The sequence below is a fragment of the Fusibacter sp. genome (assembly GCF_057447755.1).
The window spans coordinates 1-17,798 of the sequence record NZ_JBVBZF010000039.1 but is presented as its reverse complement, the minus strand read 5'-3'; the positions used below and the strand labels follow the sequence as shown (position 1 = coordinate 17,798).

Here is a 17,798-nt window from a genome sequence, read left to right as displayed (position 1 = left end):
TGAACATGCTCTGTTGCCTGAAAAAGGTCTTGTTGTTGCTGGTGACGTTGTTATTGGTGCAGATTCTCACACCTGTACCTATGGGGCACTGGGTGCTTTCTCCACAGGTATTGGCAGTACAGATATGGCTGTGGGAATGGCAACTGGAAAGTGTTGGTTCAAAGTCCCTACTGCTATCAAAATTGAGCTTAGCGGTGCACTAAGAGATTGGACGAGTGGAAAAGATGTCATTTTACACCTCATTGGCCTAATTGGTGTTGATGGTGCTAGATATCAGTCGCTTGAGTTTACAGGACAAGGTTTATCGAGTCTTACCATGGATGATCGTTTTACCATTGCAAATATGGCGATTGAAGCAGGTGCAAAAAATGGTGTCTTTGAAGTGGATGAAATTACAAAGGCATACATGGCAAGTCACAGTGAAAAAATCCCACAAATTTTTTCTGCAGATGCAGATGCTGAATACACAAAGGTCATTCATATAAATCTTAGTGAAATAGAACCAACGGTTGCTTTTCCACATCTTCCTGAGAATACTAAAACCTTTAAAGATATTCCGAGCATTGATATAGATCAGGTTATCGTAGGATCCTGTACAAACGGAAGATTTGACGATTTAAAAATAACTGCAGAAATTCTTAAAGGCCAAAGAGTCCATCCGAATGTTAGGATGATCATCATACCGGCAACTCAGAAAATCTATTTAGATGCCCTAAAAGCGGGGTACATTGAGACGTTTATTAATGCAGGTGCCGTTGTGAGTACACCAACTTGTGGGCCATGCTTGGGTGGTCATATGGGGATTTTGGGTAAGAATGAACGCGCAGTTGCTACTACCAATCGAAACTTTGTTGGGAGAATGGGCCATAAGACATCTGAAATATATTTGTCAAGTCCGGCAGTTGCTGCAGTATCTGCAATTACAGGTAAAATATCATCACCAAGACAATTTTTTAAAGGGGAGTAAATATGAAAATTTATAAGTACGGAGACAATGTAGATACTGATGTGATTATACCAGCAAGGTATTTAAATATAACAGATCCCAAACATTTAGCTGAGCATTGTATGGAAGATATTGATCAGGATTTCAGCAAAACCGTTAAAAATGGAGATGTCATTATTGCGGGAGACAACTTTGGCTGTGGTTCATCAAGAGAACATGCGGTTTTAGCGATTAAAGCGGCAGGTGTAAAATGTGTCATTGCGAAGAATTTCGCGAGAATATTCTTCAGAAATGCACTAAATACAGGGTTGACCATTATTGAGTGTGAATCAGCAGTAGAAGCTTTAAGGGAAACAGATCAAATTGATATTGATGTTGAAAAGGGGGAAATCACAAGATTATCAGACAAAAAGGTCTTTAAGTTTCAACCTTATCCTGACTTCTTACTCAATATGATTCAAAATGATGGCTTAATAAACACCACTAAAAAAACAATAAATCAGGAGGCTATCTAAAGAGATGAAGAAGTACAAAATTGGTATTTTAAAAGGTGATGGCATTGGACCTGAAATTGTTGATGAAGGTATAAAAGTTATCAAGAAAATAGCAGATAAAAATCAGTTGGAAATTGATTTTGTTCATGAGAAAATCGGTGGTGAAGCCATTGACAGCTATGGGATTCCGATCACTGATGAAGCGATTTCGAACCTGAGTACGTGTGATGCTGTCTTAATGGGCTCTGTAGGAGACCCCAAATACGACCAAATAGCACCTGAGTTGAGACCGGAAAAAGCGCTACTCAAACTCAGAAAGGATTTAGGCTTGTTTGCAAATCTTAGACCTGCAAAATTATATGATGTTTTAAAAGATCAATCGCCACTTAAACCAAGTCTTTTGGTGGAAGGTTTAGATTTATTAATTGTAAGAGAATTAAATGGTGGCATTTACTTTGGAAAGCAGTGGGAGAGTGAAGATGGACAATCGGCATCTGACCAAATGGCTTATAGTGTTTCAGAAGTAGAGCGAATTGCTCGCATTGCTTTTGACGCAGCCATGGGTAGGCGTAAAAAGGTCACAAGTGTTGATAAAGCAAACGTTTTATCAAGCTCTAGACTTTGGAGAAGAACCGTTATCGAAGTTTCTAAAGATTACCCTGAAGTGACGCTTGAGCACTTATACGTTGATAACGCTGCTATGCAGTTGATTATCAATCCAATGCAGTTTGATGTCATCTTGACAAGCAATATGTTTGGTGATATTTTATCAGATGAGATGAGTGTTTTAACAGGGTCAATTGGGATGTTGCCAAGTGCTTCCATAAGCGAGAAAAAATTTGGTGTTTATGAACCAATTCATGGTTCTGCACCAAGTATTGCTAACCAAAATATTGCCAATCCACTTGCTACGATTTTATCGGTGGCAATGATGTTTAGAACCTCTTTAGGTCAAGTCGATTGTGCTGAACAAATTGAAGACGCGGTTGCCAAAGTGTTAAATGATGGTTATAGAACAATTGACATTGCTAGTGACAAAGAAAACTATGTAAGCACATCGGAAATAGGAAGGCTCGTAACGGAGGCAATATGAACCCATTTACCCATGCAGTGATTGAAAATATTTTAAAGATTCCAAAGGGAAGAGTATCCACTTATGGGCGGATAGCAGAGCTGTCGGGCAATCCGAGGGCTGCTCGACAGGTATCACGGATACTGAGCACAATGAGTGATAAGTACAAACTTCCCTGGTATCGCGTTATTAATTCTCAAGGACGCCTATCTTTAAAACCAGGCATGGGGTATGAAGAACAAAGGCAACTGCTCGAAGCTGAGGGTGTTGAGTTTGATCTGCATGGCAATATTGATTTAAGACGATATATAGTCTAGGCGTGCTATTGATTGATGAATTATGGTATCCTAGTTTGTTGATCAACTTCATTGTTTTTAGACATACACATAAAAGCCGAGAATAGGATTATATTCTCGGCTTTCTATTTAATTACATATTTATTTAATATACACGATTAACTTGATATCCGATTTTGTTGAGTTCGCTGATAATTTCATGAATATGATCGTGTCCGTTGGTTTCAACAGTTACTTGCAATTGAACATGCATAAATCGATCTAAGTTCATGAACTGATTGTGATCCAGCTTGATGACATTTGCCTTCAAGTCCGACAAAACCTGAGAGATCTTTAATAATTGACCTGGTGTATCAGGAAGCTCAACTGAGAAGCAAAAAATTCTCCCTCTACTGGAGAGGCCCTTATTGATCATTGCAGAGACCGTAACCACATCAATGTTACCACCAGAAAGAACACATACAATTTTTTTATCTTTAACTTTAAAGTTTTTTAGTGCTGCGATGGTCAATGCACCTGCATTTTCTGCAACAATTTTATGTTTTTCAATTAAGAGTAAAAAGGCTTCCATGATGTCATAATCGTTTACTGCGATAATACCATCTACATATTGGTGACTAAGATCAAAGGACAAATCACCAACTTCTTTAACGGCAACGCCATCTGCAATTGTGTGAATGTTGTTTAGTCTAACGACAGCCCCTTTGTCTAAGGACGATTTCATAGAGAGTGCCCCTTCTGGTTCTACACCGAAAACTTTACAGTTTGGATTTATAGATTTTATTGCATAAGCAACACCAGCAATTAACCCACCACCGCCTACTGGGACCAATACATAATCGGCATCAGGTAGTTCTTCAAGAATTTCAAGGCCAATTGTCCCTTGCCCTGCAATAACGTCATGATCGTTAAAGGGATGGATGAAGGTATAACCCATTTCTTTTTGAATTTCACATGCCTTTTCATAGGCTTCATCATAACAATCGCCGTATAGTACAACCTCTGCACCATGTGCCTTTGTAGCGTTGACCTTAATCAGTGGTGTTGCTGTGGGCATGACGATGGTTGCCTTACTGCCGGCAGTTTTAGCTGCATATGCAACACCCTGAGCATGGTTTCCAGCTGAAGATGCAACAACGCCCTTGTTTAAGCTTTCAGGATCAAGCTGGGCAATTTTATTGAAGGCACCTCTTAGTTTAAATGAACCGGTTTTTTGTAAATTTTCAGGTTTAATATAAATTTGATTGGCAAATTCCTGGCTAAAAATATCACTATAGATAAGATGTGTTTCAGTAATGACTGGTTTTAAACGCTCAGCTGCTTCTGATAGCATTAATTTTGATAAACCTTTTTCTGTTTTCATGTTTTTACCCCCAAAATAATTGTTGTTTTAATCATTTAACGCCAAAACCCTGTTTTGCCGTTACCGTTCTCACCTAACCGCTTTTCACAAGTTGAAAATTCTTGCTCTAAGCTGGGTGAAAACTAATGATTTATAATCATTTAACGCCAAGACCTTATTTTGTTGTTATCGTTTTCATCTGACCGTTCTTTGACAATTGATTAATTTTGCGAGAAGCAGGATGAAAACAAATGATTTAAAATAAAAAAATCCCGTCCTTAAAATAAGGACGAGATATACTCGCGGTACCACCTTAATTGCATACACCACTCATTGGTTCAATCAAACCTAAGTCTTTAACGGGACTAGTCGTTATATCTTACTGGTGTTCAGACATAAAGCTCAGGAGGGATATGTCATCTAACTTATTTATAACGGCTCTCAGCAATCCCGTTTCTCTGTAATAAATGTTATTAGAGCAAGTCTCCATCAACGCTGTTGTTGAAATTACTATATTTCTGATTATATTACCAAAATGTAATCAATATGTCAACTAAAATAAATTGTAAATTCTGAACCTTTGTTTAATTCGCTTTTAACCTTGATGTGATAGCCATGAGCATCTAAAATAGCCTTTGTGACGGCAAGGCCTATGCCAAGTCCGCCAGTCTTTCTATTTCTTGAACTATCAGAACGATAGAAACGTTCAAATATATATGGAATATCTTCTTGAGAGATACCTATGCCCTGATCTTTTATAGAGAGCCTTATTTGATTGTCTTCATTCAAGAGCGATATAATGATGCAACTTTGATCGGGGGAATACTTTATAGCATTTGAAAACAAGTTAACGAGTACTTGTATCATACGGTCTTCATCGTATTCCAAAATGGCATTCTGCGGTAAACGAATATCCAGTTTTATGTTTCGATCCTCAAGTAGGACTTCAAAGCTTGATATGACTTTGTGAACCATGTTGACGAGGTCGTGTTGTGATGTGTTTAATATCAACGAGTTTTCAACAACAGACAACTCGTTGAGCTCATCGATTAATCTGGTAAGGCGTAAAATTTCATCGTTACACTTTAAGAGTTTCTCTTCACTAGGCTGCCAAACACCATCAACAAAAGCTTCAATATGGCTTCTTAGAATAGAAAGTGGGTTGCGGAGCTCGTGAGCGATATCTGTTGTCAAGCGTTTTCTCAAGGCGTCCTGTGCCTCTAATTTGTCATTTAAGGCATAAAGTGAAGTGTTTAGAGCATCAATTTCATGAAAATGTGTCTCAATGGACTTAAAATCACGGTATTTTTCCTGCTCAATGCCCTTGGTATTTTCTATAATAAGGGATATGGGGGTTGTTATTTTTTTAGATTGATACTGGGCATAGAAGATGCTCAGTAGGATTGTGAATATTAAGGTGCTGAAAAAGACGCTGTTCAGGGCAAAAATAAACTGGCCCTCTAAGGCAGTGGCGATAATATCTCTTTGTCTGCCGATTTCCAAAAGGTAGATGGGTTGATCAGAAGGTGAATTTATCCTATATTCTGTGAAGTCAAGAAGATCTGTATTTGTTTTTAACATAACACTGCCCTTGCCAAATCCCATGCCATTGCCCCTGGCCATATCGCTGTCTAATAATACATTTTGGTCAAGGTCTAAAATTCTGAGATAAACATTATTTGAAGCGGCTAGGACTCTTATACTTTGAGTAGAAAGTGTATCTTCAGCGATTAAAAGCTCAACAGCCTTAGTGATTTGTAAGTTGTTCTCTATAATTTGCTTGTTCAAGTAATGCGTAAAAAAGTATTTTACGGATAGGTTTCCCACAATGGTTACAATTAATATGGTGGAAATTGCAATGATTAAGAAGTGATTTCGAAGGTAAATTTGATAGTGTTTTTTTGTTTTTTTATGATTCATGGATTACCTCACTGGTCTTTAGACATAAATTTATAACCAACACCATAGACTGTTTTAATGTATTGTGGGTCTTTCAAATCAGGTTCAATTTTTTTCCGAATGTTTTTAATATGGGTGTCGATTGTACGATCATATCCGATATAGTCATAACCCATGGTAATTTCAATGAGCTGTTCTCTAGTGAAGGTGCGATTTGGATTCTCAGCAAAGACCAAAAGGATATCAAACTCAATTTTAGTCAAATAAACTTCTTCACCATTCATTTGAACTGTATGTGCACTTTTATCAATTTGAAGCTTGCCGTGATCAAATGAGAGTATGTCAACAGTGGTTTGCTTGTAGACTCTCTTTGAAATTGATTTAATACGCATGATCAGTTCTCTCAGGCTAAAGGGCTTGGTAATGTAATCATCAGCACCAAGCGAAAGGCCATTTATCTTGTCTTCCAATGTGGACTTGGCTGTGAGCATTATGATTGGCACATCAGAGGTTTCTCTGAAGATACGACAAAGTTCTTCGCCGTGTAAGTCTGGTAACATTAAGTCCATTACAACGAACTCAAAGGTATCGTTTTTAAAATGGTTTAATGCCTCAATGCCGGTTTGTGCAGTGACCACTTCGTAATTTTCCTTAAGCAGATAATCTCTTGTAACTTCTAATAAATCCTTTTCATCTTCAATCAATAACAGCTTCATAACCATACTCCTATAAATTATATCAATCTTAAATAATGATCAAAACTTTCACGCCTCTTAATGTGAAAAAAAGCATGTAACACAATTGCGTACATGCTTTAAATTCAGTTCTAGTTATTAGTTTGCACTCTGCCAAAGCCCATTCCATTAGCTCTGCCAAAACCACCAAAACCTGTGTTTGTTCCAGGGGTTAAGCAATTTACGCCATTTCCTAAACCTGCACCTCTACCAAAACCAGCACCGCCGCCATTTCCAAATCTTAAACCACTACCTTGCATAATACGGTCAGGATCAGAAGGATCACATACTGCTTGATTTTCAGTTAATCTTGTAATATAAGCACTTGCTTGTTCACTCGTAAATGTACCATCTGATACTCTAGCGTTAATTAAAGCGATTTTTTCTTGTAACATCGCTTCTTGATATGCATCTAATACGCCATTTTCTTGAGCAATTTGACCATAAGTCTTACCAGCTAAATGCATTTCTGTAAGTTGTTCGTCAGTTAAACCTGTTAAATCTGTGATGATTTGTGATGGTGTAGCTGCAAAGATGATGCCTGCAGTCAATAACAACATCAAACCTGTTAATAATAATGTTTTTAATTTCATAAGATTACCTCCTTTAGATTTGTCTATATCATAACGCCCAAATATGGAGTTCTTATGAAGATGATGTAGAGATTTAGAATTCTATTTCTTCACAAAGGACATCAGGATCTTTTTTAGTATAAACACGGTCGGAATGCTTCATGATTTCCTTGATATTATCTAAGATTAGATCGACTGATTTATCAAGTTTGCTCAAATCTTCTTTATTAATATTGTAATATAGATATAAGTCTTCAAATAGTCGCACGAGTTTGCTGAGATGGTTATCAATTTCAATAAATTGATCAAAGTTAGAAGAATGCATCGCATTTCTAAATTGCTCAATGTCTACTTTAATACAATCTACGATATCCTCTTCATCTTTATAATAACCAATACTTAGAAAGTAGGGCTTAACACGTTCAAGTAAATAGGTATTGTCTTCGTTCAAATGATATGCATAGGTAATTTTATGGCCGCTTATATCGAATTTCACCAAAAACATAATGCCTTGGATGTCAATAACACGTCCGCCAAGATTTTTAATTTCATCTTTGCATATTTCATGTCGAATTAATCGGGATGACATTATAGCCATAATAAACCTCCTAGTTCTGTTAACACAAGTATACCATATTAAAATAAATGTTGATAATAATTGAAATGAATTTTTATATTTGGGTTAAAATTATTATAAAATTCGTATATAATTCAGAGATAAACTAAAACTATGACGATTTAGAAAGAAGAGGCTAAATGAAAACTTTATTCATGACATTGAATTCAAAATACATCCATTCAAACTTGGCAATTCATTCAATATCAAAATATGTTAAGCACCATGCCAAGCAGCTTACCCTTGATCAAAACGAGATTTTAATTAAGGAATATACAATCAATCAGTCTCAGGATGATATATTAAGGGAAATGGTTGAAATTGATGCAGATGTAATCATTTGTTCATCCTATATTTGGAATATTGAAGCTTTAGTTATATTATTCTCAAATTATAGGAAGCTCAATCATAAAACGTATATCATTTTCGGTGGGCCTGAAGTGTCGTATGATGCAAATCACAAACTTGAAACCTATAACTTTATCGATATGGTTATCATAGGAGAAGGTGAAAGGATAGTATGCGATGTTCTTATGGCTTTGGAACAAGAGCAACAAGGTGTTAGAATTGATCAAAAAGTATTGACTAATATTACGGGGATTGCCTATAGGTTAGGTGGTCTTGTCTATCATAATGGCAAGAGGACACCTATTGAAAATTTAGATGAAATTCCTTTTGTATATGACGATTTTCAACCATTTGAGAATAGAATTATATATTATGAAAGTGCGAGGGGATGTCCTTATAGTTGTAGTTATTGCTTGTCCGCAGCAGAAAAAGGGGTACGTTTTTACTCTCTTGAAAGGGTTTATAATGATTTAGATGTATTTCTAGAGCATAAGGTGCCTCAAGTTAAGTTTGTCGATCGTACTTTTAATGTAGATAAAGTTCATGCCTTGTCTATTATGGCCTATTTGATTGACCATGATAATGGTGTGACAAATTTCCATTTTGAAATAACGGCAACCCTGCTTGACCATGATTATTTTGACTTATTGTCAAAAGCGAGAGAGGGGCTTTTCCAATTTGAAATAGGTGTGCAAACCACACATAATGAAACGATGATTGCGATTAATAGACCCATAGCATTTGAAAAACTTAGAGAAAACTGTATGAAGCTTTTAGATATGGGCAATATCCATATCCATTTAGATTTGATTGCTGGACTGCCTTATGAAAATTATGGACAATTTTTAAAGTCTTTTGATGACGTTTTTAAGATGGGACCCCATGCGCTGCAGCTTGGCTTTTTAAAAATTCTAAAAGGCACACCAATAATGAGTACAAAAGAACTTCATGGGTACGAATTTAGAGAACAAGCACCCTATGAAGTGCTTTACAACAAGTACATTGATTTTGAGTCTTTGACAAAACTTAAAAATCTGGAGTCCATACTTGAGTATTATTACAATTCAGGTAAGTTTAAGCATTCCATACAATATTTGTTGAAAATTGAAGGCGGATCACCATCTGAATTCTTTTTGAAGTTGAGCGATTACTTTAAATCTAACGACTTAATGTATGTGTCCCATTCAACAGCAAAATTATATGATATATTATATGATTTTTATCACGAACATTATGAGAACAGTGCTTTGTTTGGAGAACTTTTAAAATTCGATTTTTACTATGCACATTTGAAGGGTCAAAGACCATTCTTTAATATGATTGAAATGCCACAATTTAACAGTCGCAGACTCCATTATTTAAAGGAAACAAAAAACCTCGAAAAGATAAACAATGTATATGTTGGCATGCAAGGAAAACAAATTCTTAAAACTGTGGAATTTATAACGCTTAATTATGATATAATATCTTTAATTCAAAGCCAATATACTAATGTAGAGGAAGTTTTAAACGTTGTTTTATTCGATTACTTAAGACCAGAGAACGCGCTGGAACCCTCTAAATACTATAAAGTTGAATTGCCGGAAATTATAAATCAATAGACTAAAAAAGAAGGTGACATATGAAGCGCATTATGATCCATCATAATAGTAAAAAAGACTCGATGACTGTTAAACAACAGTTGATTGAGCTGCTCGAAACACAAGATAGAGAATTGGTTACAGAAAACCCTGATGTGATACTCGTCATTGGCGGAGATGGTACGATGTTAAGTGCTATCCGAAAATACAGAGACTTAAAAGCGCCATTTGTTGGTATTGACACTGGGACGCTTGGCTTTTTAACGACAATCATGCCAAATCACCTTGAGAAAATATTTGATGTTTTGGATAGAAAGAATTACAGAATTATTACTTATCCACTGCTGTTAGTGAACACAAAAACATTAAGTGGTGAGGTCTATACAGATTATGCATTCAATGAAATTCTCATTAAACATGTTGAACCCAAATTGATGGAGGCAAAAGTATATCTGAATAGCAGACCTTTCAACTATTTTACAGGTGACGGTCTTATCATTTCTACGCCAATAGGTGCTACGGGTTATGCAATCTGGGCTGGAGGCGCAGTGGTTCATAGTGATATTCCGGTATTCCAGATTACACCAATGACACCAAATGACAACAGCGTAAATCGACCAATGAAATCGACCATGATCGTGCCAAATGACACTTATGTTGACATTAAAATCGTAAAGGCACATAAACGCAAGGTCATTGTTGCTTGTGATGGCATTAAACTTTCAAATGAATATATTGAAGATATACACGTGAAGGTCGCAGATGAATTTGACATTAAAGTAATCCGGTCTGATGAATTTGATTATTTTGATTTATTTAAAAGAAAGATTATTGATAAAAACATACGAAGAGTTTTGGAATAAATGGAGAGGTTAAAATGCATATAATAGAAACAAACCTAAAAAAATATCTAGATGATATCGTTTTTATAGAGATAAAGGAAGATAAAATTGTCAAACTTAGGACGATTGAGCTCGATCCTAAAATTCCAATTCCGGTTTTTATTGATAATTTAGTCGAGAACATCAAGGAAAACGATATTGAGATCATACCGCCACTTGCAATTATAAAGGGACTTGTCTATGTCATAGGATCTGGACAAGAGTTTGAGCACCAAGGTTATTATGCAGAACTATTAAAGGATATAGACCCTGAACTACCCCTTAAGGTTTTAAATGATGGGCTCAACTTTGCATCATTAAAGGATTATTATAGGGCAATCCTATATTTAAACGCTTGCATTAAGCTTGATGAGAATAATATTGATGCTCTTTATAATTTAGGAAGATGCTATCAAGATTTGTTTTTGGAAACAACAGATGAAAATTTCGAAGTGCAATCTGCTGAATATTTCAAAAAAACTGTAGAAGTAGATCCGACTTTTGGTTTGGGATATTTTCAACTCGGTATTATCCTGTACAATAAAGAAAATTTCAAGCAGGCTGAGAAGTTGTGGATTAAAGCCTTATCTTTTGATTTAGAACTTGATGTAAAAGAAGAAATTGTAAGCTTCTTGGGTAAGTGTCGTGATCGTTCTACTTATGAAGAAGGTTATGAACTAATATTGAGTGGTCGAATTGATGAGGGGTTAGAACTTTTAAAAAGCATAGAAGAGGAGCATGACGAATGGTGGAATCTTAATTTCTTCATTGGTCTTGGTTATCGATTTAAAGAAGAGTATGAAACCGCTCTACAGTATTTTTTAAAGGTCTTGACTTTGAATACAGGTCACATTCAAACGATGAATGAAATTGGAATATGTCTTTTAAGCCTTGGTGATTATGATGAAGCGTTAAAGTATTATAAAGAAGCGCTTAGGTTGGATCCATTAAATGCTGAAATAATATGCAATAAGGGGATTGTCTTGTTAAATAAGGGAGATGTCAATGAGGCAAGAGCTCAATTTGATAGAGCTTTCGAACTCAACCCTGAAGATGAAGTTATCCAAATGTGGCATGAACATGTTAAAACATTGGAAAAATAAACCATTATCCACGACATTAATTTCTTATGTAAAGATGATTAATTAAACAATATATTCTAGGATTTGATGATTGTCTTAAAATAAAACTTAGTGGAGCTATCGATAATCGTAACAAATGAATCCATGCGCCCCAATCTGAACTTAAATTGCACGTTCAGGTTAGGGCGTTTATTTTTTGAAATTGTTAAATGGTTGATATAATTACAAAAACTATTGAAGGCTTCAACAAAATGTAGTAGAATGAATTTGAGATTACAAAAAAAGTTGAATAGGTACAAAAAAATTATAAAGGTGAGATGAATATGATTAAAAGTGTGAAAGACTTATTAGCAGCTGCGAAACAAGGAAAGTCTATGAAGTTGGTTGTTGCAGCAGCTCAAGATGAAGATGTTTTAGGTGCTGTTTGCAAAGCAGCAGAAGAATCCATCATTACACCAATATTAGTCGGTAACGAAAAAGAAATAAGACGTATTGCAGATGAACACAAGCTGGATGTTTCAAACTATGAGATTATTCAAGTAGATGATTTGAATGAAACAGCAAAAGTTTCTGTAAAACTGGTATCGGAAGGCAAAGGCGATTTCTTAATGAAAGGCTTAATCGATACTTCAATTTTACTAAAAGCAGTATTAGATAAAGAAATCGGATTGAGAACAGACAGTCTCCTCAGTCATGTGATGATTTATGAAGTACCTCATTACCATAAATTAATCTTTTTAACGGATGGTGGTATGAATATCGAGCCATCATATGATGAAAAGGTTAAAATCACTCAAAATGCAGTTGACGTCTGTAAGGCAATGGGCATTGAAACTGTTAAGGTTGCAGGTATAGCCGCTAAAGAAAAAGTAAATGAAAAAATGCTGGCAACTGTAGATGCTAGAAAACTTCAAGACTTGTCCCAAACGGGTTTCTTTGGTAAAAATGTCATTGTAGAAGGACCACTTGCACTTGATCTAGCAGTTTCAAAAGAAGCTGCAATCGTAAAGAACTTTAAAAGTGAAATTGCTGGTGATACAGATGTGTTGCTTGTACCAACAATAGAAGTTGGAAATGGTATTGGTAAGACCTTAACATATCTTGCAGGTGCTGATTCAGCAGGTATTATCATGGGTGCTAAAGTACCAGTGGTATTGGTATCAAGAGCAGATAGCTACGAAGCGAAGTTAAATTCAATTGCACTAGGTAGTGTAATTGCATCTTATAAAGGTTAATGATTTAATTGTTGAGATAAGGAGAGTTATTTATGAAACATTTGATGACGGGTAATGAAGCGGTAGCACGTGGCGCGTATGAAGCAGGTGTAACTTTTGCAAGTGCATACCCAGGAACGCCAAGTACTGAAATTTTAGAGAGCATGGCACAATACAAAGAAGATTTGATTGCAGAGTGGGCACCAAATGAAAAAGTGGCACTTGAAACTGTTATTGGGGCTTCTTTAGCAGGCGCTAGAACAATTGCAGCTATGAAACACGTCGGTGTTAACGTTGCAGCAGACCCATTGTTTACGATAGGATATACGGGGATAACTGGTGGCCTTGTCTTGGTTTCAGCAGATGATCCAGGTTGTCACTCATCACAAAATGAGCAAGACAATCGATACTATGCTAAATTTGCAAAGATTGCATGTGTAGAACCAAGTGATTCTCAAGAATCTAAAGACTATGTCAAAGCAGCATTTGAAATCTCTGAAAGATTTGATGTACCTGTTCTTTTTAGAATGACAACTAGAGTTTGTCACTCAAAAGGATTGGTATCGTTTGAAGATCGTAAAGATGTTCCAATTATTCCTTATGTGAAGAAACCGAAAAAATTCATATCAGCACCTGCAAATGCTAAAATGTTACATCCTATTGTTGAAGACAAATTAGTAGAAATGGAAAAGTTCTCAAATGAGACACCATTAAATAGAATTGAATGGGGCAATAAGAAAATCGGTATCATCACTTCAGGTGTGGCTTACACTTATGCACAAGAAGTATTTGGATCAGATGCTTCATACCTTAAATTAGGTTTTACATTCCCATTGCCAATGGATAAAATTCGTGCATTTGCAAAAGAAGTGGAAACCCTATATATTGTTGAAGAATTAGAGCCATTTATCGAAGAGCAGTTAAAAGCAGTTGGCATTGACTGTATCGGTAAAGATTTAATTCCAAGAATAGGGGAGTTAAACCCTGATATCGTAGCTAAAGCTTTACTTGGTAAAGAGTTAGAGACAATCAAAGCAGATCCGGATAAAATTGTTGGTAGACCGCCAACTTTATGTGCTGGCTGCCCTCATAGAGGATTCTTCTATACTTTAAGCAAGAAGAAAAATGTTGTCATCACAGGTGATATCGGCTGCTATACTTTAGGATCAGCAGAACCTTTGAATGCAACTGATTCAGTAATCTGTATGGGCGCTTCTATTTCTATGGGACATGGCGCTGCTCAAGCGTTTAAGAAAAACAATGTTGATAAAAAGGTGGTTGCGGTTATTGGAGATTCAACTTTCTTCCATACAGGCGTAAACTCACTGATGACAGTTGCTTATAACCAAGGAAATACGGTAAGTGTTATTTTGGATAATAGAATAACAGGTATGACTGGTCACCAAGAAAATCCAGGTAGTGGTTACACGCTTCAAGGCGACCCTGCAAACGTCATCAATATCCCTGACCTTGTAAAAGCAATCGGTATTAAACATGTTGTTACTGTAAATCCATTAAAATTGGATGAGATGGATAAAGCAATTGAAGATGCATTTGCTTTTGATGGTCCTTCAGTTATTATTACAAGATGGCCATGTGTACTTAAGACTTTCTCGCCTGAAGATATTAAAGAGTTTGATCTTAAGAAAAAATTATGCCATGTGGTAGAAGATAAATGTAAAGGCTGTAGAATTTGTACGAAAACTGGATGCCCTGCAATTAGCTTTGATACAACAACTAAAAAAGCTAAAATTGATAAATATATGTGCGTGGGTTGCGAAGTTTGTTTACAAGCATGTCCATTTGATGCAATTGAAAGGGTTGGTGAATAATCATGTCAGAAGTAAAAAATATACTTTTATGTGGCGTTGGTGGTCAAGGGATCATTCTTGCTTCTAAAATATTAGCAATAGGTTTAATTAAATCAGGATATGATGTAAAAATGAGTGAAGTACATGGTATGGCACAAAGAGGTGGTAGTGTAACCACTCAAGTTAGATTTGGCGAAAAAGTGCATTCACCTATTATCGGTAAGGGACAAGCGGACATCCTTGTTTCGTTTGAAACTATGGAAACTTCAAAATGGTTAGATTATGTTAAACCAGAGGGTCAAGTTGTTATCAATGATTATGAAATACCATCTGCGCCTATTTTATCGGGTGCAGCAGCTTATCCAAGTGGTGTAATTGAAGATATCAGCAGTAAAATTCATACAACTGTATTTAAAGCTTCCGAGCTTGCAAGTCAACTGGGTAACATTAAAACAATGAATGTTATAATCGTAGGTGCTTTGGTAAAAGCAATGGGATTAGACACAAGTATTAACTGGGATGAAGTGATTCAAGAGACAGTTAAAGAAAAGTTTGTGGATATAAACCTTAAGGCATTTAAGTTAGGTATGGATCAAGTTAAGTAAGAACAAGTAACCCCTCATTATAGAAATTATAATGAGGGGTTGTTTTATATATGAATAAATGAATAGCAAGTAGGACCATTTTACTATCTCCTGATAAAATACTAAATTTACCAAAAAAAATACAAACAGAAGTAGCAAAATAATGTATAATATATGAAGATTGAATATTCTGAAAAAGGGATATGGTATTTAATCTAAGGGGGAACCAAATACATATGAATCAAAAATCTATAGATATAAAAAAGAAAATACACTATGAGCAAAACTTAAACCGTAAAGTGGCCCTTTTGGTTCAGCTTGCTGATGAAATGTTCTATATTGATGTTAAAGAAGCAGAAAACTATGCGCAACAAGCCATGGTTCTTGCTCAGCAAATTGGTGACAATGAAGGTGTGTACAAGAGTAAGATTTCACTAGGCCATATTGAGATCAGTGCAAATCGCTATAAAGAAGCCATTACACTTCTCAAAAGTGCTTTAACCCATTACGATCGCGTTGGTGGACAGGATTCTGAATTAAAAAAAGCAGATATTTATAATGGCCTTGGAAAAGCATATAGTGAGATGAAAAATTTTTCTAAATCTACAGATTACTTGCAAAAATCCCATCAAATCTATAAAAAGCATCAAATGTTTGATAAGCAGGCAACCTTATTAAACAATATTGGACTTGTCCTTAGAAAAAGTTCAAAGCATGTAGAAGCCTATGAATTCTTTAATAAGGCAAATGACCTAATTCTACAGCATTTAGATAAACAGGGCTGTCCGATTGTTCTGTTTAATTTAGGAGCGTCACTTAATGTACTTGGTAAATATGATGAAGCAGAACCGATACTCAGAAAGAGCTATGATCTGTCTAGTCGTCAAAACTATATTCTTAATAAATCCCTTTGTTTGTCAGAAATAGGTATTATTCACCGAGCTCGCAAAAAGTATGAAGATGCCATTGAATGTTTTAAGATGTCTAATGTTCAAATCATGAAAACAACTCATAGAGAAGGTATTGTTAAAAATTATCAAAATATGGGGATGGTTTATTATGAAGAAAACAAGAATGAGAAAGCTGTAGACTGTTTTAATGAATCCATTCACCTTGCTCAGGCTTTTAATTTATTTGAGTTGGTTGATGTGAGCTATAAATATTTAAGTGAACTCTACAAGAGAAAGGGTGACTTTGAGAAAGCATTTAAATTCTATGAACTTTATCATGAAACTAAAATTACAAACTTGTCTAAACAAAACGATTCAAAATTACAATCCTTTATCATAGAGAGTCAGATTGAAAAGTTAAGACAACAAAACGAAATATATGTTATTCGCAATATAGAGCTTAAGAAGAAGAATGATATGCTAAGAGTTTTATCAACGACAGATGAATTAACTGGCGTATTTAATAGACGTTATATCATTGAGAAGTTAGGTTACTTAACGCAACGTATAAAGGAAGGTAACCATGCAACCCATTACTTATTGATGATTGATATTGATGATTTTAAATATATTAACGATACCTATGGCCATGTTACCGGAGATTACGTTTTGAGAGCTATAAGTCAAGCCATTAATGCAAGTTTGGGGAGTTCCGGTCTAATCGCACGGTATGGTGGTGACGAGTTTCTTGTAATTTTTGAAAATGCCAATAAGGAATATGTCTATCAGAAAGGGTTTGAAATAAGACAGAGTATAGAGCAAATCTTGTCAGAAAAGGATTATAAAGTGAGTATAAGTGGTGGCGTATCAGTGATAGATGAGAGTCATACCAATGTGGATGAGATACTCACACAAGCTGATGACCTGCTTTATATCGCTAAAGCCAATGATAAAAATCAAATCTGTTTTTCCTAAAGATCTTCTTAAAAGTATAATATTATGTTTAAGTACGTTTGATTAAGGTATAATCCTTTATACGATTCAAACCATTTAAATTTTCAGAATAATACTTCTTTTTAAAAAGGGGTTGACGATGAAATTGATTGATGTTATTATAACTAAGCAGTCAGCGATGACCGCACGAAAACATCAAATTGAATGAAAACAATGAAATTGGATTTGTAAAATTTGTGTTTGAAAAAAGTAAAAAAAAATATCAAAAGATGTTGACAAAGAAAAACATTGATGGTATTATAAGAGAGTCGCCGCAACACTTAAGCGTGTAACGGCAACGAGACAGGACCTTGAAAATTGAATAGCGCAAATGAATTAAAACACGCAATTCTTTGAGCTTATGGAAATCATTTCGGTGATGGAAGTTGCTTAACAGAAACAAGTGATAAAAGTCTGAAAAGACAAAACGGAAACAAAAGCCAT

The 17,798-nt window shown here is 35.5% G+C and carries 16 protein-coding genes and 1 other annotated feature; of the genes, 11 read left to right on the top strand and 5 right to left on the bottom strand.

The genetic code is table 11. The features are described from left to right. The 4 genes from AC220I_RS08045 to AC220I_RS08030 form a co-directional block, all read left to right on the top strand. The coding region (locus AC220I_RS08045) for a 3-isopropylmalate dehydratase large subunit (RefSeq protein WP_486723300.1) at window positions 1-967 on the top strand (967 nt) is incomplete at its 5' end. Between the two features lie 2 nt (window positions 968-969). Then, window positions 970-1,461, top strand: a complete 492-nt coding sequence (locus AC220I_RS08040) for a 3-isopropylmalate dehydratase small subunit (protein ID WP_486723299.1) — start codon at window positions 970-972, stop codon at window positions 1,459-1,461. 4 nt (window positions 1,462-1,465) lie between these two features. Then, window positions 1,466-2,533, top strand: a complete 1,068-nt coding sequence (gene leuB / locus AC220I_RS08035; protein ID WP_486723298.1) for a 3-isopropylmalate dehydrogenase — start codon at window positions 1,466-1,468, stop codon at window positions 2,531-2,533. Then, window positions 2,530-2,829, top strand: coding sequence for an MGMT family protein (locus tag AC220I_RS08030; protein WP_486723297.1), 300 nt, complete (start codon window positions 2,530-2,532; stop codon window positions 2,827-2,829). The genes leuB and AC220I_RS08030 overlap by 4 nt, the downstream gene beginning before the upstream one ends. Before the next feature lie 124 nt (window positions 2,830-2,953). Here AC220I_RS08030 and ilvA read toward each other — a convergent pair whose 3' ends face one another. The 5 genes from ilvA to AC220I_RS08005 form a co-directional block, all read right to left on the bottom strand. Continuing rightward, window positions 2,954-4,171, bottom strand: a complete 1,218-nt coding sequence (ilvA, locus tag AC220I_RS08025; protein ID WP_486723296.1) for a threonine ammonia-lyase — start codon at window positions 4,169-4,171, stop codon at window positions 2,954-2,956. 261 nt (window positions 4,172-4,432) lie between these two features. Next, window positions 4,433-4,652, bottom strand: a binding site (T-box leader). Window positions 4,653-4,699: 47 nt separating this feature from the next. Beyond that, window positions 4,700-6,070 (bottom strand): sensor histidine kinase, encoded by a 1,371-nt coding sequence (locus AC220I_RS08020; protein ID WP_486723295.1) that lies wholly within the window; start codon window positions 6,068-6,070, stop codon window positions 4,700-4,702. Window positions 6,071-6,078: 8 nt separating this feature from the next. Then, window positions 6,079-6,771, bottom strand: coding sequence for a response regulator transcription factor (locus AC220I_RS08015; RefSeq protein WP_486723294.1), 693 nt, complete (start codon window positions 6,769-6,771; stop codon window positions 6,079-6,081). A gap of 104 nt (window positions 6,772-6,875) precedes the next feature. Next, window positions 6,876-7,376 carry a hypothetical protein gene (locus AC220I_RS08010; protein ID WP_486723293.1) on the bottom strand — a complete coding sequence of 167 codons (501 nt, stop codon included), beginning with the start codon at window positions 7,374-7,376 and terminating at the stop codon, window positions 6,876-6,878. Window positions 7,377-7,449: 73 nt separating this feature from the next. After that, entirely contained in the window at window positions 7,450-7,953 is a 504-nt protein-coding gene (locus AC220I_RS08005; RefSeq protein ID WP_486723292.1) for a hypothetical protein, read from the bottom strand. A 158-nt stretch (window positions 7,954-8,111) separates the two neighbouring features. On the opposite strand from AC220I_RS08005, the gene AC220I_RS08000 reads away from it, so the two are divergent. The 7 genes from AC220I_RS08000 to AC220I_RS07970 all read left to right on the top strand — a co-directional run bounded on the left by AC220I_RS08000 (window position 8,112) and on the right by AC220I_RS07970 (window position 17,336). After that, a complete protein-coding gene (locus AC220I_RS08000; protein ID WP_486723291.1) occupies window positions 8,112-9,920 on the top strand; it encodes a B12-binding domain-containing radical SAM protein in 1,809 nt (602 codons plus the stop codon). Window positions 9,921-9,940: 20 nt separating this feature from the next. Next, a complete protein-coding gene (locus AC220I_RS07995; RefSeq protein ID WP_486723290.1) occupies window positions 9,941-10,762 on the top strand; it encodes an NAD(+)/NADH kinase in 822 nt (273 codons plus the stop codon). Between the two features lie 14 nt (window positions 10,763-10,776). After that, window positions 10,777-11,883, top strand: coding sequence for a tetratricopeptide repeat protein (locus AC220I_RS07990; RefSeq protein ID WP_486723289.1), 1,107 nt, complete (start codon window positions 10,777-10,779; stop codon window positions 11,881-11,883). 302 nt (window positions 11,884-12,185) lie between these two features. Then, window positions 12,186-13,097, top strand: a complete 912-nt coding sequence (locus tag AC220I_RS07985; RefSeq protein ID WP_486723288.1) for a bifunctional enoyl-CoA hydratase/phosphate acetyltransferase — start codon at window positions 12,186-12,188, stop codon at window positions 13,095-13,097. A gap of 32 nt (window positions 13,098-13,129) precedes the next feature. Further along, on the top strand, window positions 13,130-14,908 hold the full coding sequence (gene iorA, locus AC220I_RS07980; protein ID WP_486723287.1) for an indolepyruvate ferredoxin oxidoreductase subunit alpha: 1,779 nt from the start codon (window positions 13,130-13,132) through the stop codon (window positions 14,906-14,908). A 2-nt stretch (window positions 14,909-14,910) separates the two neighbouring features. After that, window positions 14,911-15,492 (top strand): indolepyruvate oxidoreductase subunit beta, encoded by a 582-nt coding sequence (locus AC220I_RS07975; protein ID WP_486723286.1) that lies wholly within the window; start codon window positions 14,911-14,913, stop codon window positions 15,490-15,492. A gap of 215 nt (window positions 15,493-15,707) precedes the next feature. Continuing rightward, window positions 15,708-17,336: a tetratricopeptide repeat-containing diguanylate cyclase gene (locus tag AC220I_RS07970; protein ID WP_486723285.1), complete on the top strand. Its 1,629-nt coding sequence runs from the start codon at window positions 15,708-15,710 to the stop codon at window positions 17,334-17,336. Window positions 17,337-17,798: the final 462 nt, after the last annotated feature.

Bases quoted from the DNA above. Each gene is read 5' to 3' on its own strand.
- AC220I_RS07995 (WP_486723290.1), top strand. From the start codon at position 9,941: ATGAAGCGCATTATGATCCATCATAATAGTAAAAAAGACTCGATGACT.
- leuB (WP_486723298.1), top strand. From the start codon at position 1,466: ATGAAGAAGTACAAAATTGGTATTTTAAAAGGTGATGGCATTGGACCT.
- AC220I_RS07985 (WP_486723288.1), top strand. From the start codon at position 12,186: ATGATTAAAAGTGTGAAAGACTTATTAGCAGCTGCGAAACAAGGAAAG.
- AC220I_RS07990 (WP_486723289.1), top strand. From the start codon at position 10,777: ATGCATATAATAGAAACAAACCTAAAAAAATATCTAGATGATATCGTT.
- AC220I_RS07975 (WP_486723286.1), top strand. From the start codon at position 14,911: ATGTCAGAAGTAAAAAATATACTTTTATGTGGCGTTGGTGGTCAAGGG.
- AC220I_RS07970 (WP_486723285.1), top strand. From the start codon at position 15,708: ATGAATCAAAAATCTATAGATATAAAAAAGAAAATACACTATGAGCAA.
- iorA (WP_486723287.1), top strand. From the start codon at position 13,130: ATGAAACATTTGATGACGGGTAATGAAGCGGTAGCACGTGGCGCGTAT.
- AC220I_RS08005 (WP_486723292.1), bottom strand. From the start codon at position 7,953: ATGGCTATAATGTCATCCCGATTAATTCGACATGAAATATGCAAAGAT.
- AC220I_RS08015 (WP_486723294.1), bottom strand. From the start codon at position 6,771: ATGGTTATGAAGCTGTTATTGATTGAAGATGAAAAGGATTTATTAGAA.
- AC220I_RS08010 (WP_486723293.1), bottom strand. From the start codon at position 7,376: ATGAAATTAAAAACATTATTATTAACAGGTTTGATGTTGTTATTGACT.
- AC220I_RS08000 (WP_486723291.1), top strand. From the start codon at position 8,112: ATGAAAACTTTATTCATGACATTGAATTCAAAATACATCCATTCAAAC.
- AC220I_RS08020 (WP_486723295.1), bottom strand. From the start codon at position 6,070: ATGAATCATAAAAAAACAAAAAAACACTATCAAATTTACCTTCGAAAT.
- AC220I_RS08030 (WP_486723297.1), top strand. From the start codon at position 2,530: ATGAACCCATTTACCCATGCAGTGATTGAAAATATTTTAAAGATTCCA.
- ilvA (WP_486723296.1), bottom strand. From the start codon at position 4,171: ATGAAAACAGAAAAAGGTTTATCAAAATTAATGCTATCAGAAGCAGCT.
- AC220I_RS08040 (WP_486723299.1), top strand. From the start codon at position 970: ATGAAAATTTATAAGTACGGAGACAATGTAGATACTGATGTGATTATA.